The organism is Telmatobacter bradus (assembly GCF_048629425.1).
In the GTDB taxonomy this organism is placed as follows: Bacteria; Acidobacteriota; Terriglobia; order Terriglobales; family Acidobacteriaceae; genus Telmatobacter; species Telmatobacter bradus.
Map to the genome: position 1 here is coordinate 3,888,170 of NZ_CP184532.1, position 19,586 is coordinate 3,907,755.

The following is a 19,586-nucleotide window of genomic DNA, read 5'->3' on the forward strand; positions in this document are numbered from 1 at the left end:
CTGTTTTCATGGAAAATTCAACCTCCCGCCGCTGTTCCTAGAGTACTGCTGAATCTTCCATCTTGTGCACAATGATCGATGCGGTAAGAGAATCAGGCAAGAAATCGGAAGGATCTGTCTACCGCCAGCGGGGCGATTTTCCGTACTCTCAGGGTGGGCGTTTTCCCGTCGTTTTCTGAAGCGGAACGGGAAAAGTCAGAAACTTCCCCACGGGGCTCAAAACAGAGGAGATTCCATGTACAACGCCAAAGCATACGCGGCCGCCAGCGCGACCAGCCCGCTTGCAGCCGCGACGATTGAACGCCGTGCCGTAACCCCGACCGACGTTCAGATCGAGATTCTGTTCTGCGGCATGTGTCACAGCGACCTGCATCAGGTGCGCGACGAATGGCATGAAATTATGCCCACGGTGTACCCCTGCGTGCCCGGCCATGAGATTGTGGGCCGCGTCGCCACGGTGGGCAGCGCGGTCAGCAAATACAAGGTGGGCGATCTGGTGGGCGTCGGCTGCCTGGTGGATTCCGATGGCGATTGCCCGGCCTGCAAAAAGGGGCTGGAGCAGTTCTGTCACAATGCTTCGTTCACGTATAACTCGCCCGACAAGCACACCGGTCGCGTCACCTATGGCGGCTACTCGGAGAGTGTGGTGGTGGACGAGCGTTTTGTGGTGCGCGTGCCCGACAATCTTGATCCGGCGGGCGCAGCGCCGCTGCTCTGTGCTGGCATTACCACTTACTCGCCGATGCGCCACTGGGGCGTGACCAAGGGCAAGAAGGTGGGTGTGGTCGGCATTGGCGGACTCGGTCACATGGGCGTCAAGTTTGCTCATGCACTGGGAGCGCACACGGTGGTCTTCACCACTTCCGAGTCGAAGCGCGACGACGCTCTGCGTCTGGGTGCCGATGAAGTTGTGCTGTCGAAGGACGCCAACCAGATGGCCAAACACGCCGGCAGCTTCGACTTCATTCTGGATGCCGTAGCCGCCAAGCACGACGTGAATGCCTACATCAATCTGCTGGGCCTTGACGGCAACATCACCGTAGTTGGTGTTCCGCCCGAGCCGCATGCCATCCATGCTGCAGGCCTGATCTTTGGCCGCCGCAGCCTCTCGGGTTCGTTGATCGGCGGCATTGCTGAGACGCAGGAGATGCTTGATTTCTGCGGTAAGCACAACATCACCGCCGACGTTGAGGTGATTCCTGCGCAGAAGATCAACGAAGCCTTCGTTCGCATGGTCAAGTCGGATGTGAAGTACCGCTTCTCGATCGATATTTCGACCATGAAGTCAGAGTAACGATTCCTCTGACGCAAAGCGGCGCGCGCTGCCCAGACGATAGCGCGCGCCCGGAATTACGAAATTCAGCAGCAGGGTGAGGGTTCAATGCAAAAGCGTAAATTGGGATCGCAGGGACTGGAAGTGTCGGCGCTTGGCCTGGGCTGCATGGGCATGAGCCATGCCTATGGAGAAAAGAAAGACCGCGCCGAGATGATCGCTCTCCTCCGCCATGCCGTGGAACAAGGCGTCACACTTTTTGATACAGCCGAGATCTATGGCCCGTACACGAATGAGGATCTGCTGGGCGAAGCTCTGGAACCGGTACGCAATCAGGTTTTGATTGCCACAAAATTTGGTTTTGACGTGCCTCCAGGTGGATTGTCTGGGCTACGGAAGATGGATAGTCGCCCCGTGCATATTCGCGCCGTGGTTGAAGCTTCGCTCAAGCGCCTGCGCACGGAGGTGATTGACCTGCTTTATCAGCATCGCGTTGATCCAGATGTGCCGATTGAAGATGTGGCAGGTACAGTCAAGGATCTGATTGCCGAGGGCAAGGTGAGGTACTTTGGCTTGAGCGAGGCCAGTGTGCAGACCCTCCGTCGCGCCCATGCCGTGCAGCCAGTCAGTGCTCTGCAGAACGAGTATTCGCTGTGGTTCCGCATGATCGAGTCTGAGATTATTCCCGTGCTCGAGGAGCTGGGCATTGGTCTTGTTCCCTATAGCCCGCTGGGGCGTGGTTTTTTGACCGGAGCGTTGACTGCCGACACGAAGTTTGTGAGTACTGACTTCCGCAACCACCTGCCGCGCTATACGCCCGAGGCGCTTAAGGCCAATCAGGCAGTGGTGACGCTGCTGGGCAGTATTGCCGCCCGCAAACAGGCGACAGTGGCGCAGATCGCGCTGGCCTGGCTTCTGGCGCAAAAGCCGTGGATCGTGCCGATTCCGGGTACAACCCGAACAACGCGGCTGGCCGAAAATCTGGGCGCGGTCAACGTGCAACTTAGCAGTGAAGATGTGCGTGAGCTGAACGAGGCATCGGCGGCAATCGAGGTCGTGGGGGAACGCTACCCCGAAGAGCTTGAAAAGACCACCGGCCGGTAATGCTGGTTGCTGGTTGAAGGAGAAACATGGAAATCAAGAAAAAGGGAACTGCCGCTTCCTTTGAAGGACCTGCGGAATACTTTACCGGATCGGTATTTGTAGATTCGTTTTACCAGGCTGCGGAGCCTGCGCTCACCAGTGCGGGGCATGTGAACTTTACGCCTGGAGCGCGGACGGCCTGGCATACGCATCCGCTCGGGCAGATGCTGCTGGTGACCAGTGGCAAGGGCCGAGTGCAGCGCTTGGGCGGCCCAGTGGAAGAGATCGGTCCGGGAGACATCGTCTGGTTTGCGCCAGGGGAAAAGCATTGGCATGGCGCGGCACCGGATTCACCCATGAGCCACTACGCCATTCAGGAGCAGAAGAACGGCAAGTCGGTGGACTGGCTGGAGCATGTGAACGACGCGCAATACGAAGGAAAATAGCGCAGCTTCAGAAGAAGACTTGACGAGCGCAGCGGCAGATGCTGGACTGGACAGGAATGAATCTTCCAGTCGAAGCCTCTGCCCTGCGCTTTGCGCGTTTTTCGTTTGAGGATTATCAACTTCGCTTTGCCGACCGCCATCGCCTGCACGATGTGGTCAAGCACTGGGCGCGGGAACGCGGGGAGCAGCCTGCGCTGATTGCCGCCGATGGCAGCCGCACGCTCACCTGGAGCCAGTTTGAACGCGCCACTGCCGCCCTGGCGCTCAAGCTGTTGGCGCGGGGCTTTGAGCGTGGCGATTATCTTGTGACGCAGCTGCCCATGAGCATCGATCACGTGCTGCTGGAGTACGCCTGCTTCCGCATCGGTGTAGTGGCTGCGCCGCTCGATCTGCGTCTGAGTGTGGCCGAGGTGATGCGCGCGGTGGAGATTCTGCGGCCACGGGTTTTTGCCGGCGTTGGCGTGCGTCCACCCTTCGATTTTCGTCCGCAGTGGAGCGCGTTGCAGCAGGCTTGCCCCTTCGTTTCGCAATGGCTTGCCGTGGATTCCACCGAGCCGCTGGAGGGAGCGGATTCCTATGCGGAATTTGCGGAATGCGTAGAGCGTGCGCTGGCGGTCGAAGCCATCGGTTCAGCGGAAGAACTGGCGCGGCTGGAGAGCATCGACAAAACCGTGCGCGAGGACGATGGCGCTCTGGTGATTTTTACCACCGGCTCAACCGGATCGCCCAAGCCCGCGCTGCTTTCGCACAAAAACATTACGGTGCAGAACATGTGCTTGTGTGGCGCATTCTTTGGCTGCGACAGTGGTCGGCGTTCGCTCGTTAATCTGCCGCCTTCGCATGTGGGCGGGCAGACCGAGCTGCTGATGAGCACGCTCTTTGGCGGTGGTGCAGCGGTATTGATGGACATGTTCGACGCCGCGCGGTCGATGTAGGCCATCAGCGCTCAGCAGGTGGAGATTCTGGGCCAGATCCCCGTCATGTTCAATCTGGAGTGGATGCTGCGCGACTACGCACAGTACGACGTGAGCAGCCTGAAGTTTGCGGCTTATGGCGGCAATGCCGTGGCGCGGCCCTTTGTGGAGCGGCTGGCGGCCATGGCTCCGGTGGTGGGCACGGGACTGGGATTGACCGAGGCGGCAGGCTTTTGCACCTACGTGGAGGCCGATGCGCAGGAGCATGAGCTGATTCTGGCGGGCCTGGGCGTGGATATGCCTATCTATCCCTGTACCATTCGTCAGCCCATGCGGGAGAATGGCGAGGCCGGCGACGAGCTACCCGAGGGCGAGATTGGCCACGTCTGCTTCAATGGGCCACAGACCTTTCTGGGCTATGTGAGCGATGCGGAGGCCACGGCGCGAACGATCTCCCGCGATGGTTATCTGTACACCGGCGATTTGGGCCGCATGGACGCGAAGGGTTTACACCTGACCGGTCGCGCCAAGTGGGTAATCAAGTCGATGGGCTACCAGGTTTTTCCGGGCGATGTGGAAGAGCATGTGTGCGCGCTGGCCGAGAAGGTGACGGCCTGCGTGGCCGTGGGCGCGGAGCACGCGGTGCTTTCAGAAGCGGTGGTGGCCGTGGTGGAAAAGCGTCCGGGGGCGGAACTGGACGCGCGGGAACTGGATCGCCACGCACGCACCCTTGCGCCCTACATGCGGCCGCGCCACTGGATTGTGCTGGAGCCGGGCCAGATGCCGCTGAATCGCGTAGGCAAGCCCGACCACATGCGCATGCAACAGATGGCGCGGGAGGCAATCGTCGAGCTGCGCCAGCAGGGAGCCTGGGATAGCGGTCTGCAACCGGGCGAGCGGTGAGTAGTCAGAAAGACGGTCGGTGCGCTTCCTCCTCCTGCTCCGTACAATGAGGTGAGATGCGAGGAGAGAAGCGAGGAGTGGACGTGAAAAGAAATTCTGCGGTAATAGGCCTGGTGGTTCTGATTCTGGCGTTGTTTGCCTTTGCTGGTTGGGCCAACTGGAAGCACCGGCAGCAAAGAGCGGCGGCGCGACTGGCTGCCCCTACCCCAGAATCGGCTGTGGGCACGGTTGCAGACTCAGGTGCTGTGCCAGCCTCGCCGCTGTTGGGCAAGGCCGCTCCAGCCTTCACGCTTGAAGATCTGCAGGGCAGGAAGGTTTCGCTGGCGGACTTCAAAGGCAAGGCCGTGCTGGTGAACTTTTGGGCCACATGGTGCGGCCCCTGCAAGCTGGAAACGCCCTGGCTGGTGGAACTGCGCAACAAGTACGCCGCCGAGGGCTTTGAGGTGGTGGGCATTTCCACCGAAGGCGACGACCTGAAGCCTGCCGACAAGGCGGGCTGGGCTCGCGACCGCGCGGCAGTGGCAAAGTTCGCCGCTACCATGAAGGTCCCTTATCCGATGCTGCTGGGCGGCGACAGCCTGAGTGAGAAGTTCGGCGGACTGGATGCCATGCCCACCAGCTTCTATCTGGACCGTAACGGCGTGGTGGTTGCCGAACAGATGGGAATGAGTTCAGAGGCCGAGATGGAAGCCAACATTCGTAAGGCGATGGGGAAGTGAAGGCAGCGAAACGGCGAGTCAGCTGGTCAGCGAGACAGCAAGTCAGCGGTATTAGCGCAGTTCGCGGTGTTGGTTGTGTTCGTAGGGCTCGCGTAGTGGGCGGAGGGAGGCAGGGGTTTCAACCCCTGCAAAAGTCTGCAAAACTAGCGTGAGCTTCAGCCCCGGTGGATTGCTTGAATGCGGCGCGGGTTCTTAGTGAAAGAAGGAAACGAATGAAGCGTTTTGTTGTTTGTCTTGGTGTGTTGTTGTGTGGCCTGAGCGTGCAGGCGCAGTTCATCGGCAAGGGAATGTCGCAGACGGCCACGCCGGAAAAATCGCAGCCGGTGGCTTTTGTTTCTCCCGAGCAGGTCACACTGCCCGTTGGTCGGCCAGCGGCGGTTGCGCTGCACTTTCGCGTGGGTGCTGGCCTGCACATCAACTCCCATGCGCCGCACGACACGTTTCTGATCCCCACCACTTTGACGCTGACCGCGAGCAAGGGCGTGCGCGTCACCGATCTGCGCTACCCAGAAGGCAATGATGTGGCCTTGCCCATCGACCCCAAAAACAAGCTGAATGTGTACACCGGCGAGTTCATTCTGGATGCGAAGCTTGTGGCTGAAGCGGGCGAGCATCGGGTGGAGGGCAAGCTACGCTATCAGGCCTGCGATCAGCGCGAGTGCATGCCGCCGCGTACGATTCCGGTGGAAATCGATGTGCTTGGTAAGTAGATTTCTGTACGAAAACAAGACATAAGCCGCCGAAGGATTGGCGGCTTTTATTTTTCTTAGCCTTTCTGGTTCCAGTTCCCTTTTGGCACGTGGCTTTCCCGTTACGAAGCAGTTATGCTGGTTGAGGTGAGTACGACTGTCAGCTTCGGAGGGTACAAGCGGTGAGTGGCGCGCGTTGGGGTGCAGGATTCAGCGCGGCGGCGCGCTTTGTGGGGGAAATCGAGGCCTCGGCTGCTGGCCAGGGCGAGCGTCAGGCGGGCTATGTGCTGCTGGGCGATGAGATTTTTCTGCACGACCGCTGCCGGTCCGCCATCCTGAAGGCACTGGTGCCGCCTGAGATGCGCGACTTTTGCCTGTCGGATCTGGACCTGGGCGAGACGAGCATCTTCGAGGTGCTGGACCGTGCCCAGACGCCGTCGCTGATGGCTCCCTTTCAGGTGATTTTTGTACGTAATCTGAAGACGCTTTATTCGCGCGGCTCAAAGAAGGAAGAGTTTGCCGCCATCGAGCGCTACTTCAAGTCGCCGAATCCGCAGGCGTTGTTGCTTTTCATTGCCGACTTTATCAGCATTCCCAGCGACATACGCCGCATGGACATGGACGACAAGAATCGCTATGAGCGGCTGAAAGAGACGCTCGGTGAGCACTGCGGCATGGTGGAACTGGCTCGGGTGAGCGAAGAAGACGCCATGCGCTGGGCCATGGCCACGGCTGGTCAAGCTGAAATCAAGCTGGATCAGGATGCGGCACACGAACTGGTGGATGCACTGGGCGCTGACATGATGCTGGTCAGCTCCGAGCTGGAAAAGTTGCTGCTCTACGCCACCGGCCGTGGCCGCATCACGCTGGGCGACGTGGAAACGATGGTGCTGGGTGCCAAGCAGCGCTCACTTTATGAATTGACCGACGCCATCAGCGCGCGCGATCGGCAGCGGGCTCTGCTCCTGCTCGACGGCCTGCTGAACAGCTCGGAAGCCGGCGAAGATGCGGCCATCGGCCACCTGTACATGCTGGCCCGCACCTTCCGGCAGATGCTGGTGATCCTCGAAAAGAATGTGCGTGATTCGCGGGCGATCTGGGCAGCGCTCTGGCAGGGATTCCGCATGCCGCCGTTTGCAGCGGAAGATCTGATCCGGCAGGCGCGGCGCTATAAAAATCGCCGTGAACTGACCCGAGCACTGCGTCTGGTGGCGCGGGCCGATCTTGAACTGCGCAGCTCGCCGCCTGACAAGCGTCTGGTGCTGGAACGGCTGATCTACGATCTGGCCTCGGAGCCCAAGCCGGAAAGTCCTGAATGGCTTGCGCCGCAGCTCTCTTTTGAGGGCTGAAATTTTTCTTTTACAACTTGAAAAAACAGCGTGGGCGCGGTGTTCCTAGTGGATGCCGCGCTCGTTCAGCCATATGCCGTAGTTGCGGTCGACCTTCTGAATGTGATGGGTAAGCCAGTCGCGCAGAAAGTTCAGCAGGTGCAGGCTGAGGGTAAGGTCGCTGCGTCCCAGGCGGCCCTGGAAATCCGTGATCTGCTGCAGGAGTTCGCGATGTAGCTCATGGTGCGCCGCCACCTCTGGATAGTCATTGCTGGTGATCAACTGCTCTTCCTCGGCAAAGTGCTGGTGGGCATAGTCAGAGAGGCGGGCCAGCAGATCGCAGAGCGAGGCGCGGTCGCGGCCCTTGGCCATGGCATCATGCAGCTCATTCAGAAGCTCAAACAGAATGGTGTGCTGGTGGTCCATGGCAGAGACGCCAACGCTGTATTTGGGATCCCATTTGAGGAGTGGCATGATCAAACTCTCCGAATCCGCAGGAGCAAGCGCTCCAAAAACCTTGTTCGTATAGAGGACAAAACTGTCAGGGAGCACTGGAGTTGATCCACAGGCCGCAGGCAGGTTCCTGGCCATTTTTCTTGCAGGGAAAGACCTCTGCCGTAAGCGAAATCGGTTTTGCGTGGTACGCCCGGAACCACTCCCTGGAACTGTGTACTTGTTCTCCACACGTTTGTGGAGAGTCCCTGAATCTTGTGTATCGGCGGGAAGGCCAGGAAGCTGAGGAGTAGATGCGCTGCAGAGAACTTCTGTATGTTTTTGGAACTGCGGAGGAGGAGAAGGGAAAGAAAAGGTCGGGGCAGAAATTATTTTGAGGGCTTTTCTAGAAGGTTTTTGGACCAGCTCGAAAATGGAAAATCAGCATGCAAAACAGTTTTTTTCAAACCTGTTGCCAACGAGCAGGCAGGTGAAGGATGATGGTAGACCGTGGAGTAAAGCGTTTTTCTTGAGGCATTGTGCTTCGCGTTCTGGAACTCTGGCTTTCCTCCGCAATCCATTCATCCCTTCGGGGAACGTGAGAGAAGCCATGAGAGCTTGTGTGCGGCCGGAATCGCTGTTCGGAAAACTTTGTTTCCTCGGTTTATTTCTGTTGATTGCAGTTTCGTCGCCCGCTTCGGGCAGGGCGCAGGAGGCTCTGCCGGGTGCGGACACCGTGCTGGTGCCGGACGCGGGCTGGAATCTTTGGCCCGACGTGCATGCGGAGTGGAAAGACGATGTTCTGTATCTTCCGGAAGAGGTGAATCTGGCCAAGCTTCCGGTTCATCCGCCCACCGGCGGCTGGCAGGTGCTGGACCAGCAAGGCATTCGCGTGACTCTGCCGGCCACCGTCGAGCAGTACTACTGGGGCAAGCTCGGCCAGCGGCCCTACACGGCCAGCGAATATGGCTATACCGAGACCGATCCGGAGATTAAGAACGGCAACTACGAAGGTGTTTCGTGGTGGACGCGCTCGGTGGATATTCCTGCCGGTTTTGCGCACAAACTTGTTCTGCTGCATCTGCGCGGTGCGCGGCAGCGGGCGGAGATCTTCGTCAACCACAAGCTGGTGGGTTACGACCTGATCGCCGAGACAGCTTTTGACGTGGATATTTCCAAGGCCATCGAGCCGGGCAAGCCCAACCAGATTGTCATTCGCATCACCAACCCTGGCGGCCGCCTGGATTGGCGCGACCAGAACATGCACTGGGGCAAGTACGAGTTGCAGAAGAGCCCCGGTTTTGGCGGGCTGGATCGTGGCATGACGATCACGGCCCACGATGCGGTTTTTGTGGAAGACGCCTGGGTGCTGAACCGGCCCGAGCCGCATACGATTCAGGCCAGCGCCACCATTCGCAACACTACGGCGGCGGCAGAGCAGGGCACGCTGCGGCTGAGCGTTGTTGACCTGAAGACCGGCGCGGTGCGGGTAAGCCGCGAGGTTGCGGCGCATGTGGCAGCAGGCAGCTCGGCGGATTTTTCCGCCACGCTGATCGACGCCACGGCGCAGTTGTGGGATCTGGATACGCCGCAGCTTTACGGTCTAAAAGCCGACTGGATTGCGGCAGGAGACAGCGACGAGCGCACCATCCGCTTTGGCTATCGCTGGTTTGAGCCGCGTGGCATTGGGTCGGATGCGGGCCTCTATCTGAATGGTCGCCGCGTGCGTCTGCTCACTTCCATCTCCTGGGGCTTTTGGGGGCTGAACGGCCTGTGGCCCACGCCGGAGCTGACCAAAAAGGAAGTGAGTGTGGCCAAGGATCTGGGCCTGAACATGCTCAACTTCCATCGCAACATCGGCAAGGAAGACGTGCTGGACCGTCAGGACGAGATGGGCCTGCTGCGCTACATGGAACCGGGCGGTGGGCGCAATCTTCTGGGCCCGTCGCTGGGGCGTGAGGATAAGTCAAAGACCGGACCGTTTGACGTAAGCGGCAAGGGCGGCGATCCCGATTCGTTTCTGGCCCGCTATACCGCCGACAAAACGCTGCGCATGGTGAAGATGTTCCGCAGCCATCCGTCGCTGGTGATCTGGGTGGTGCAGAACGAGACCGAGCCGGATGTGTCGAACGCGCATGTGTGGAATACGCTGCGGGCGATGCATGCCCTTGATCCGAGCCGCGTGGTGGCCGCCAAGTCTGGCATCAGCCCGCTGCATCAGGCGTGGCTTGCGCCGTGGAGCGACGTGGCGCGTTACGACGATGGAACCGGCTACTCGGGCTGGCGCGATCAGCATACCGTGGGCGGTCCCGGCGTCTGGACCGACGATCTCTACAAGGATCCCGAGCACTACACGCATAAGCTCGACGATGCCAAGGAGATTGTGGATTGGGGCGAGATGCTGGGCGTGGCCTCGGCCGATCATCACGGTCTGATGGTGAAGCAGATTGAGCAGCGTGGCGGCGCAAGCTACGATCTGGCCGATCATCAGGCCATCGACGCAGCCTACCAAAAATATCTTGCACAAACCGGGCTCGATAAAAGCTATCCGACCACCGAGAGTCTTTATGACGGCACGGGGCGCAAGGAGTACGAATTTTGGGGCCGCGTGATTGAGTCGGCGCGCTTGTCCGACTCGAACGACATTCTGAGCATCAGCGGCTGGGAATCAACCACCATCGAGAATCACTCGGGGCTGGTGGATAACATGCGCAATCCGCGCACCGATCCAGCTCTGCTCAGCAAGCATCTTGCGCCGCTGCTGCCGGTAGTGCGACCGCGCGGCGTTGTGCATGCGGCGGGCGATGAGGTTCTAGTGGATGTGTATCTGCTGAACGAAACCGGCAAGCCACACGATGGAACGCTCACGCTGACGATGACTGCGCCCGATGGTCAACAGAGCAAGCTGGGCGAATGGACTGCGCCTGCCTACCGTGAAAATCACTTCGTCTATCCCGTGCAGATGGCGGTAAAGACGCCTGCCTTGGCAGCCGAGGGTATCTACACATTGCACCTTGCGCTCCAGGGCGCAACGCCTGCGGAAAACAGCGAGACGGTGCAGGTGATTGCTCAAGAGCCGAGCAGTTTGAAGGTCGCGCAAGTGGGCGTGGTGGGCGATGTGGCATTGATTGCCAAGGAGCTTGAGCCCGTCAAGAATCTGCGTGTGGAAGCCTTTGATCCGGCTAGGCACTATGATGTGATTGTGGCGGCGCAAAAGGCTAACGGAACCATCGTGCACATCAACGATGGTTCCCGCATCGCCAACACCGAAGACGATGCGCTCTACTACAACAGCATACGCGGCGGAGCAGGCGCATTTACGCTGCGCTTTACCGGACTGCCTGCAGGCGCGGCCAAGGTTTCGCTCTACTTTGCCGATGCGGCTGACGCCAAACCCGGCAGCCGCACCTTCGACATTCTGATCAATAAACAGACGGTAGTCAAGGCCTTTGACATTGCAGCCGAAGCCCATGGCGGCGCAACAGCCGTGGTGAAGAGCTTCGAGGTGAATGCCCCCGAGGGCGTGGTGGAGATTACGCCAGGCGCGGTGACGGGCGTCAGCATGTCCTATCGAGCCGCTCTGTTCAACGCCGTGAAGATCGAGGCGGGCGGCAAGAGCTTTGCCTATGCGTTGGGTGGTGAAACCTACACCGATCATCATAGATTGGTGTGGAACTCCTACCTGCCGCCGAGCAATCTGACGGCGGAGGTCCTGGATGTGGTGAAGGCTGGCACGCCGCTGATCTTGACCGCGCCCGATGCCAGCAGCGCCACACCGGCGCTGAAGCTGCTGGATGCGACAGGGGCGTTGAAGTTCCACGGCGTGGTGCCTTCGGCGCGTGCATCGTGGATGGGCGACTGGGTCTTTACCGGACCGAGCGATCTATTTGCAGGCCTGGGGAAGAACGAGGTGGCGCATGGCGACTACCAGCTCAACGTAAACAACAGCTACGGTGTGCAGGTGGACGGGCCGGGCGTGCAGGTGGTGGCTGGCTATGGCCGCGACCACGGCCAGACGCTGGGCGCGGCAGCCTTTACCGCATCGCTTGGTAAGGGCACAGTGCTCTTTGACGGCTTGGTGGGCTCACCGGTTCCGGTGGTGAAGACCCGCCTGCTGACCAACGCCATCAACCTTCTGCTTGCGGAAGAAAAATAGCAGTGGAACGAGACAGGCAATCCTTTCCGGGTGTGTTGCATTGCACCTGAGGGATTGCCTGTTTTTTTGTGCATGATGTGGCTACGGGATGAGCAGTTCTTCAACCGCCTGCTGAAGTCGTGTGGTAATGAATGATTCGCTATCGGCAGAGGTAAAGCGCAGGGGCTGCCCGATGCGCACTTCAATGTGGCCCGAGCGGAACCACTTGCCGCTGGTCTTCAATTCATCCAGACCCTTGAGCGCAACCGGCAGCACGGGAACGCCTGTCTGGCGCGCCAGCAGGCCGATTCCGGGCCGGAAATCCGCCAGTTCTCCGCTGGCCGAGCGCGTACCTTCCGGAAAGAGCAGCACGCTTTGTTTTGCGTCAAGGGCGCTGCCGATATGCCGGAAAGAAGCCTGAAAATTACGCCGCCGGGGCAGCGGAAAAACATTATAGAGCGCGGTGAGCAACAGCCAGACCAGTGGACCGAAGAAGAAGAATTTTTCGCGCGCTGTTTTGTCCTCCGGATTGCGGAAGCGGCGATAGTCCACCAGCATTTCACCGGCCATGGCAATGGCGACTCTGCGGCGCAGAGCTGCGGGCAGCGCGTAAAGAATCAGCGCGCCATCGTAGGCGGTTCCGTGGTTGGCGATAATCAGCAGCGGAGTGCCGGAGCGGAGCGCGTTTTGGTCGGCAACCGTAACGCGGGGCGCGGCCAGAAGAGCCACCAGCGGCCTTGCCACACACTCCTGAAAGAGAAGGCGCAGGCAGCAGAATGGGGCGGACCACGGCCAGCGCGGATAGACGAGGCAGGGCGCGGGATCAGGCGCAGTGGAAGCCGCAGCCTCGCTTTGTCCCTGCGGTGCATCTGCGGCAGGACCAATGGAACCAGCTTCGACGAGATCGCGCAACTGTCCCAGGGTTTCCACACCGTCCAGCAGCCCATCGCATGTCGTAAGCGCCAAGCGTTCTTCAAGCGCGGCAGCCAGTTGAATGCGGCCCAGACTGTCCAGGCCCAGATCTTCGCTTAGACGCAGTTCGTCGCCCACGCCGGAGGCGCGTTTGCCGCTGATCTGCTCGATGAGCACCAGCAGCCAGTCGCTGCTGGCGCCAAATCCAACAGCTTGATTTCGCGTTTCACCTTCGATCTGCTGCAGCCAGTCACGGACGGCCTGACGGCGCACCTTGCCGGTCGAAGTGCGGGGCAGATCAGGCTCCGGCCACAATGCCCAGCGATGGATGCGCTGAAACTCGGCTAACTGCGCATTGGCTGCGGCAATGGCGTGGGCGGCCAGATCGCCTTCTCCACGGCAGGCCAACACCGCAAAGGGCTCGGGACCAAGCGCGGAATCTGCTGCTACTACTGCGCATGCATGCACGCCCGCTTGCGCTTCTACGGCGGCTTCCAGATCCTCAGGATGAATGTTCAGGCCCGCCGCAGTGACGATTACCTCACTCTTGCGGCCAACAAAACGCAGTGCTCCGCCTGCATCCTGCGTGGCCAGATCGCCGGTGGCCAGCCACTCACCAGAGCGCGGCAGCAGCGAGCCGTTCTGCCACGTGGCGGGCGCAATGGTTGCGCCGCGTACCAGCACTTCGCCATCCTCGCCCAGTTTGACCTCGCGGCCCGGCATGGGCTTGCCGATGGTGCCTTTGGCTACGTGAAAGGGATGATTCAGCGTAATCAGCGCCGAGCTTTCCGTCATGCCGTAGCCCTGCACCAGCACTAGGCCAAGGCTGTTCCAGAACTGCTCGATGGGGCCACTGAGCGCGCCGCCGCCGCTGATGAGCGCCCAGAACTTCAATCCCAGTTCGCGATGGATCTTGCGGAAGCGCCACCAGCGCTGCCACGCTTTGAGGCCGTCTGTGTGGGCTAGTTCTTCGCTGAGCCCGGGGTGCTCTGCTTCAAGATGCGCCTTCAGCAGGGCATGCACGCGGGGCACGGCGGCCAGCACCGAGATGCGTTCGTTGCGTATGGTTTTAATCAGCCGCGCCGCCACCAGATGGTTTTCCATGTGCAACTCCGCCGCAAAGATGGGCGGAACCCACAGGCCCATGGTTTGGCCAAAGACATGACTTAAAGGCAGGGTGTGCAGAATGCGCAGTGGATGAATCAGCCGCTCGTAGCGCAGGTAGGGCTTCGCACCCTCTTCAATGGGAGCAATGCTGGCTAGAATATTGTCGTGGGTGAGCACTACGCCTTTGGGATCGCCCGTTGTCCCGCTGGTGAAGAGAATCTGCAGCGGTGTATCTTTGCCGAGGCCTCTGACGGGGCCGGTTTCGCCCGCAGGCAATATGCCGGGCCAGTCTTCAAAGCGCAGCCGTGCGTACTCTTCCGGGAGCTGGCGCAGCAGAGCCTCATCGCCCACCACCAACTGGGGCTCAACGTCGGCGGCAACGCGCCGGGCAAAGTCGGCCGAGCCGGTTACGTCCAGCGGCACGGCCAGCACGCCGCGCAGCATGCAGCCATAAAAGGCGGCGATCCACTCTGCCGAGTTCTCGCCCCACAGCAGCACGCGTTCACCGGACTGAATGCCGCGCGACTCCAGCAGCGTGGCAAAGCGACCGGCCAGTTGCGCCAGTTCCGCATAGGTAGTGATGATGCGCCGTGTGCCGCGATGATGCACAAGGGCGCGCTGCCGCCCATGGCGGCGGAAGTCTGCAACGAGCGTAGCCAGGTGTTCGCGCATGGTGAAAACCAGAAGCACCATCCTAGCAGTGTTTTCTGGCTGGTGAAGACCTCTTTTGAAGAAGATCGCAGCCAAGGGGAGCTGCTTTTGGAACCCAGCTTCATTTCGGCGTCCCCCGGGAAACTGGTATTCTCAGGACCGATGAGTGATTTGGAGCAGAAGATCGCACCCCGCACCCCGTCCGCCCTGGTACGCACCGAGGCCGAGGCTTTGCTGGCTCTGGCTGAGCGCCTGGAAGGCCCGATGGCCGCGCCCTTTGAGCAGGCCGTGGAACTGTTGTTGCATTGCGGTGAAACGCATGGCCGCGTGGTCGTCACCGGCATGGGCAAGAGCGGCATTATCGCGCAGAAGATCGCAGCCACGCTCAGCTCCACCGGCTCGCCCGCGCTCTTTCTGCATCCGGCGGAAGCGGTGCATGGCGACCTGGGTATGTTGATGGCCGGCGACGTGGTGTTGGCGCTCTCCGCCAGCGGTGAGACGGAAGAGATTTTGCGCCTGCTGGCTACGCTCAAACGCAAGGGCGACGCGCTCATCGCGCTCTGCTGCAATATGGCTTCCACGCTGGCCGAGAGCGCCGATGTGGCCCTCGACTGTGCCGTGGAGCGCGAGGCCTGCGGCATGAATCTTGCTCCCACTGCCTCCACCACGGCGATGCTCGCGCTGGGCGACGCGCTGGCCATTGCGGTGAGCCTGCGCAAGGGCTTTCGCGCCGAGGATTTTGCCGAACTGCATCCGGGCGGCAAGCTCGGCAAGCGGCTGGCACGGGTGCGCGATCTGATGCATGCGGGCGACGAAGTGCCCCACGTAACGCCCACCACGCCCATGGCCGACGTGATCTATGAAATGTCGTCAAAAAAGCTGGGCATGACTACCGTGCAGTGCGAGGGCAAACTCTGCGGCGTAATTTCGGATGGCGACCTGCGCCGCCTGCTTGAACGCGAAGGCGGAGCGGCTCTCGCCAAGAGAGCGGGCGAGGCCATGAACGCCCATCCGCGCACCATTGCCAGTAGTGAACTGGCGGCCAAAGCGCTGGCCATCCTTGAAGAGAAAAAGATCACCTCACTGGTGGTCATCCAGCCCGATCAGACTGTGGAAGGCGTACTGCACCTGCATGATCTGTGGGGCGTGGAGATGATTTAAGGGCAAGGGACAGAAATCGCGATAAGGCAAGGGGAAGATGCCATGAACGAAGATCCTGAACTTGAGAAGGTCATCGAAGACTTCAAGAATCGCCAGAGTCGTCCGGGTGAACATGGTCGGGAGCAGATTTTTCCAACACACTCTTCGGTTTCTGGAATTGCTTCAAAGAGGTCTTCGTATGTGGTTGTTCTTCTGTTTCTGCTGCTTTCGGCGGGAATCTTTGTCTTTGCCTGCACGCACGAGTTCAACTTCATCAGTTGCTTGACCGGATTGATTCCGCTGGCGATAGCTCTGCTGCTGTTGCGCGGGCTGCGCAAGTAGTCCCGTTCATCAACACAGATTGGCGTTCTATAGCGATGAACGTATATACAGGAGAATTTACGGATTGACGGATTGCACAGCCCTCATTACCGGTGCATCGAGCGGCTTCGGCCTGCTGACTTCGGTTACGCTGGCCGGGCGCGGCTGGCATGTGCTGGCTACCATGAGGGATCTATCTCGACGCACGCGGCTGGAAGCGGCAGCGCAGGCTGCGGGTGTGCTCGACCGCATCGAGTTTTTGCAACTCGATGTGACCAGGCAGGAAGAGATCGATGCGCTCTCTGTTGAGGTGAGCAAGCGCAAGGCACCGCTCGATGCAATCGTGAATAATGCTGGCTTTGCGCTGGCGGGTTTTGTGGACGATGTTTCCGACGCGGAGCTGCGCCGCCAGTTCGATACAAATTTCTTTGCCGCCACGGCCGTGACGCGGTCCTTTCTGCCGCAGATGCGCCGCCAGGGCTTTGGGCACATCGTGATGGTCTCTTCCATCAGCGGGCGCTGCGGTTTTCCGGGCATTTCCAGCTACGCGGCCTCGAAGCATGCGCTGGAAGGTTGGACGGAGAGCCTGCGCTTTGAAGTCGCGCCGCTCGGCATTCAGGTGGCGTTGGTGGAACCGGGTTCCTTCGAGACCGACATCTGGTCCCGCAATGCCGTGATTGCAAAAAATTCCCTCGATGCGCACTCCCCAAACGCGGCGCGGCTGGCGGCATGGAAGCAGCGGCTGCTGCAGGCGAAAAAGCGGCCCGATCCGCAGCAGGTGGCCGACGGCATTGCGCGGATTCTGGAGGCTAAGCGGCCGCGACTGCGCACGGTCTTCGGCGCGGACGCAAAACTGCTTCTGGTGCTGCGTGCGTTGCTGCCCGGACGAGTCTATGAGCGGCTAATCAAGAAGGCCAGCGGGATGGAAAGATAGCTGAAACTTTCGATTGCAGAGTATTGTGAATTTTTTTCTACTCTGTCCTTGCGGTTTTCCACGCATCTGTCCCATGATCATGGAGATGTCGTCATGGCGCAGGCACCAATTACGGTTCATCTTGATCCCGATGCGCAGGCCCGGCTGGCAGAACTGGCGTATGCACGGCAACAGCCTGTGGCCGAGGTCGCGGCCGAGGTGCTGGCCAGCTACGTCGCCCCCGAAAGCTGGGAGCAGCGTCGCATCCGCTCCAGCATGGAAGCCCTGAAGTCCGGTAAAGGCATTCCTCATGAAGAAGTTACCCTCTGGCTCGACAGTTGGGGAACGGACCAAGAGCTTCCCGCGCCGCGATGAAAGTTTTTTGGTCGCCTCTGGCAATCGAAGATCTTGAGGCGATTCATGCCTATATTGCCGAAGAAAATCCGTCGGCCGCCCGGAAAATTGCGCAAATCATATGCTCTGCAGCAGAAAAACTGGCAGATTTCCCTGAATTGGGGCGTGCCGGACGCGTGACGGGAACCCGGGAACTGGTGGTTGCCGGGACTGCGTACATTGTTGTGTATGCAAGGGTAGAGAACGAACTCTGGCTGGTGAACGTATTGCATGGTAGAAGGTAGTGGCCGGAGTCGTTTTGGGTCAGCCTGTGCCGGTTCGCACGCCCGCCGGAGCGCATAACAGGTAAAATATAGGTTTTGGAGTCCAAAGGAAAGAAAGAACCCATGCAACGCTGGTCCAAGCTGTTTATTCCCACGCTTCGCGAGGCCCCGGCTGATGCCGAAGTGGCTAGTCACAAGTTTCTCGTCCGCGCCGGTTACATTCGGCAGATGGGCGCGGGGCTTTACAACTATCTCTTTCTCGGTCAGCGGTCCATTCAGAAGATCATTGGCATCGTTCGGGAAGAGATGGATCAGATTGCGCAGGAGTTCTTCCTGCCCGCCCTGCTGCCCAAGGAGCCGTGGGAGCAGAGCGGCCGCTGGACGGGCATGGGCGAAAACATGTTCCGCCTGAAGGACCGCAAGGGCGCCGAGATGTGCCTGGGCATGACCCACGAAGAGATCATGACCTGGATTGCCCGCAACGAGCTGCGCAGCTACAAGCAGTTGCCGCAGATCTGGTACCAGATTCAGACCAAGTTCCGCGACGAACCTCGTCCCAAGTCGGGTTTGTTGCGTGTGCGCCAGTTCACGATGAAGGATGCCTATTCGTTCGACATCGACAAGGCCGGACTCGACAAGAGCTTTGACCTGCACGACAAGACCTATCGCAAGATCTTCTCTCGTTGCGGACTGAAGTTTGAGGCTGTCGAGGCTGATTCGGGCTCGATGGGTGGTTCGCAGTCGCAGGAGTTCATGGTCTACACCGACGCGGGCGAAGATCTGATTGCCAGCTGTCCGGTCTGTGGCTATGCGGCCAACACTGAAAAGGCGACCTCGATTCTGGAGCCGGTTGTTGATCTGGAGCCGACCGGAGACGGTAAGCCAGAAGAGATTCACACCCCCGGTATGGGCGCGATTGCCGACATTGCCGCTTTCCTGAAGATGAGCGAGGCCAACGACATCAAGTGCGTGGCCTACATGGCTCTGAAGCGTGGCGCAAGCGAGGACAAGGATCAGTGGCTGCCGGTGGCTGCCTTCCTGCGCGGCGATCATCAGGTGAATGAGACCAAGCTGCTGGGTTCGCTGGGCGGCGCGGAACTTCGTCCGATGGTGGCCGAGGAGCTGGAGCAGTACCTCCACGGACCGGCCGGCTATCTGGGCCCGGTGGGGCTGAAGGTTTCTGTAAAGCATCTGACCGAAGAGCTGACCGTCGTGGTTGACAAGGCACTGGAAGGCCGCGTGAACATGGTTTGCGGCGCCAACAAGCTCGATTACCACCTGCGCAACGTTACGCCGGGCAAGGACTTTTCCTGGACGCTGCTGGCTGAGATTCGCACCGTGAATGCGGGCGAAACCTGCCCCAAAACGGGTTGTTCGGGCAAGCTGGTGGTGGGCAAGGCCGTTGAAATCGGCCATATTTTCAAGCTGGGCTACAAGTACAGCGAGGCGATGGGCGCACGCGTGCTGGATGTGAACGGCAAGGAAGTTACGCCGATCATGGGCAGCTATGGCATCGGCATCGAGCGCATTCTGACGGCTTCCATTGAGCAGTCCAACGACGCCAACGGCTTCTGGCTGCCAGCTTCGATTGCGCCGTTCGCAGTGGTAGTCACGGTTACCAACATGAACGACGAGGCGCTGCGTACAACGGGCGAAAAGCTGGCTGCCGAGCTGGATGCGGCTGGGCTCGACGTTCTGCTGGATGACCGCGACGAGCGCGCCGGCGTCAAGTTCAAGGATGCTGATCTGGTGGGCATTCCTTACCGCATCAATGTAGGCAAGAAGGCTGCTTCTGGCATTGTGGAACTGGTCAAGCGTGCTGGCTCCGCCAGCGAGGATGTAGCGCTGACCGAGGTCGTTTCCAAGTTGAAGCAGAGCATTGCCGAAGAAAGTTTGCTGGCCGTCAGCGGCGAGTAATTTCTCTTTTTTCAGGAACGCGGCCGGGGCGCGTGAGCGCTTTCGGCCGCATTCTTCCGTTCAAGCAAAGAGGACCGCGGCCATGC

The 19,586-nt window shown here is 60.0% G+C and carries 16 protein-coding genes and 1 pseudogene; 15 read left to right on the forward strand and 2 right to left on the reverse strand.

The window, feature by feature from the left end; genetic code table 11:
* Window positions 1-235: 235 nt before the first annotated feature.
* The 8 genes and pseudogenes from ACOBR2_RS15960 to holA all read left to right on the forward strand — a co-directional run bounded on the left by ACOBR2_RS15960 (window position 236) and on the right by holA (window position 7,376).
* A complete protein-coding gene (locus ACOBR2_RS15960; RefSeq protein WP_420237102.1) occupies window positions 236-1,294 on the forward strand; it encodes an NAD(P)-dependent alcohol dehydrogenase in 1,059 nt (352 codons plus the stop codon).
* Window positions 1,295-1,381: 87 nt separating this feature from the next.
* The gene (locus tag ACOBR2_RS15965) at window positions 1,382-2,377 is read left to right on the forward strand and encodes an aldo/keto reductase (protein ID WP_420237103.1); all 996 of its coding nucleotides are present in this window, start codon (window positions 1,382-1,384) and stop codon (window positions 2,375-2,377) included.
* A gap of 26 nt (window positions 2,378-2,403) precedes the next feature.
* Entirely contained in the window at window positions 2,404-2,802 is a 399-nt protein-coding gene (locus ACOBR2_RS15970; protein WP_420237104.1) for a (R)-mandelonitrile lyase, read from the forward strand.
* 56 nt (window positions 2,803-2,858) lie between these two features.
* A pseudogene (locus tag ACOBR2_RS15975) lies at window positions 2,859-4,124 on the forward strand (AMP-binding protein); the annotation flags it as partial.
* 138 nt (window positions 4,125-4,262) lie between these two features.
* On the forward strand, window positions 4,263-4,619 hold the full coding sequence (locus ACOBR2_RS15980; RefSeq protein ID WP_420240023.1) for an AMP-binding enzyme: 357 nt from the start codon (window positions 4,263-4,265) through the stop codon (window positions 4,617-4,619).
* 83 nt (window positions 4,620-4,702) lie between these two features.
* On the forward strand, window positions 4,703-5,338 hold the full coding sequence (locus ACOBR2_RS15985) for a TlpA family protein disulfide reductase (RefSeq protein WP_420237105.1): 636 nt from the start codon (window positions 4,703-4,705) through the stop codon (window positions 5,336-5,338).
* Between the two features lie 212 nt (window positions 5,339-5,550).
* Window positions 5,551-6,048, forward strand: coding sequence for a protein-disulfide reductase DsbD domain-containing protein (locus ACOBR2_RS15990; RefSeq protein ID WP_420237106.1), 498 nt, complete (start codon window positions 5,551-5,553; stop codon window positions 6,046-6,048).
* Window positions 6,049-6,209: 161 nt separating this feature from the next.
* On the forward strand, window positions 6,210-7,376 hold the full coding sequence (holA, locus tag ACOBR2_RS15995; RefSeq protein WP_420237107.1) for a DNA polymerase III subunit delta: 1,167 nt from the start codon (window positions 6,210-6,212) through the stop codon (window positions 7,374-7,376).
* Between the two features lie 45 nt (window positions 7,377-7,421).
* Here the strand turns inward: holA and ACOBR2_RS16000 are convergent, their stop codons facing one another.
* Window positions 7,422-7,829, reverse strand: coding sequence for a bacteriohemerythrin (locus ACOBR2_RS16000; protein WP_420237108.1), 408 nt, complete (start codon window positions 7,827-7,829; stop codon window positions 7,422-7,424).
* Between the two features lie 631 nt (window positions 7,830-8,460).
* On the opposite strand from ACOBR2_RS16000, the gene ACOBR2_RS16005 reads away from it, so the two are divergent.
* Entirely contained in the window at window positions 8,461-11,943 is a 3,483-nt protein-coding gene (locus ACOBR2_RS16005) for a malectin domain-containing carbohydrate-binding protein (RefSeq protein ID WP_420237109.1), read from the forward strand.
* An 81-nt stretch (window positions 11,944-12,024) separates the two neighbouring features.
* On the opposite strand, the gene ACOBR2_RS16010 is transcribed toward ACOBR2_RS16005, so the two are convergent.
* Entirely contained in the window at window positions 12,025-14,634 is a 2,610-nt protein-coding gene (locus tag ACOBR2_RS16010) for an AMP-binding protein (protein WP_420237110.1), read from the reverse strand.
* 120 nt (window positions 14,635-14,754) lie between these two features.
* On the opposite strand from ACOBR2_RS16010, the gene ACOBR2_RS16015 reads away from it, so the two are divergent.
* The 6 genes from ACOBR2_RS16015 (at window position 14,755) to ACOBR2_RS16040 (ending at window position 19,500) form a co-directional block, all read left to right on the forward strand.
* A complete protein-coding gene (locus ACOBR2_RS16015; RefSeq protein WP_420237111.1) occupies window positions 14,755-15,753 on the forward strand; it encodes a KpsF/GutQ family sugar-phosphate isomerase in 999 nt (332 codons plus the stop codon).
* Window positions 15,754-15,795: 42 nt separating this feature from the next.
* Window positions 15,796-16,074: a hypothetical protein gene (locus ACOBR2_RS16020; RefSeq protein WP_420237112.1), complete on the forward strand. Its 279-nt coding sequence runs from the start codon at window positions 15,796-15,798 to the stop codon at window positions 16,072-16,074.
* Window positions 16,075-16,138: 64 nt separating this feature from the next.
* A complete protein-coding gene (locus ACOBR2_RS16025) occupies window positions 16,139-16,987 on the forward strand; it encodes an SDR family oxidoreductase (RefSeq protein WP_420237113.1) in 849 nt (282 codons plus the stop codon).
* A gap of 93 nt (window positions 16,988-17,080) precedes the next feature.
* On the forward strand, window positions 17,081-17,341 hold the full coding sequence (locus ACOBR2_RS16030; protein ID WP_420237114.1) for a CopG family ribbon-helix-helix protein: 261 nt from the start codon (window positions 17,081-17,083) through the stop codon (window positions 17,339-17,341).
* Entirely contained in the window at window positions 17,338-17,604 is a 267-nt protein-coding gene (locus ACOBR2_RS16035) for a type II toxin-antitoxin system RelE/ParE family toxin (RefSeq protein ID WP_420237115.1), read from the forward strand. Before ACOBR2_RS16030 ends, ACOBR2_RS16035 begins: the two co-directional genes overlap by 4 nt.
* 102 nt (window positions 17,605-17,706) lie before the next feature.
* Window positions 17,707-19,500: a proline--tRNA ligase gene (locus ACOBR2_RS16040; protein ID WP_420237116.1), complete on the forward strand. Its 1,794-nt coding sequence runs from the start codon at window positions 17,707-17,709 to the stop codon at window positions 19,498-19,500.
* Window positions 19,501-19,586: the final 86 nt, after the last annotated feature.

Bases quoted from the DNA above. Each gene is read 5' to 3' on its own strand.
- ACOBR2_RS16030 (WP_420237114.1), top strand. From the start codon at position 17,081: ATGGCGCAGGCACCAATTACGGTTCATCTTGATCCCGATGCGCAGGCC.
- ACOBR2_RS15970 (WP_420237104.1), top strand. From the start codon at position 2,404: ATGGAAATCAAGAAAAAGGGAACTGCCGCTTCCTTTGAAGGACCTGCG.
- ACOBR2_RS16035 (WP_420237115.1), top strand. From the start codon at position 17,338: ATGAAAGTTTTTTGGTCGCCTCTGGCAATCGAAGATCTTGAGGCGATT.
- ACOBR2_RS15990 (WP_420237106.1), top strand. From the start codon at position 5,551: ATGAAGCGTTTTGTTGTTTGTCTTGGTGTGTTGTTGTGTGGCCTGAGC.
- ACOBR2_RS16020 (WP_420237112.1), top strand. From the start codon at position 15,796: ATGAACGAAGATCCTGAACTTGAGAAGGTCATCGAAGACTTCAAGAAT.
- ACOBR2_RS16000 (WP_420237108.1), bottom strand. From the start codon at position 7,829: ATGCCACTCCTCAAATGGGATCCCAAATACAGCGTTGGCGTCTCTGCC.
- ACOBR2_RS15960 (WP_420237102.1), top strand. From the start codon at position 236: ATGTACAACGCCAAAGCATACGCGGCCGCCAGCGCGACCAGCCCGCTT.
- ACOBR2_RS16010 (WP_420237110.1), bottom strand. From the start codon at position 14,634: ATGGTGCTTCTGGTTTTCACCATGCGCGAACACCTGGCTACGCTCGTT.
- ACOBR2_RS16040 (WP_420237116.1), top strand. From the start codon at position 17,707: ATGCAACGCTGGTCCAAGCTGTTTATTCCCACGCTTCGCGAGGCCCCG.
- ACOBR2_RS15980 (WP_420240023.1), top strand. From the start codon at position 4,263: ATGGGCTACCAGGTTTTTCCGGGCGATGTGGAAGAGCATGTGTGCGCG.
- ACOBR2_RS15965 (WP_420237103.1), top strand. From the start codon at position 1,382: ATGCAAAAGCGTAAATTGGGATCGCAGGGACTGGAAGTGTCGGCGCTT.
- ACOBR2_RS16015 (WP_420237111.1), top strand. From the start codon at position 14,755: ATGAGTGATTTGGAGCAGAAGATCGCACCCCGCACCCCGTCCGCCCTG.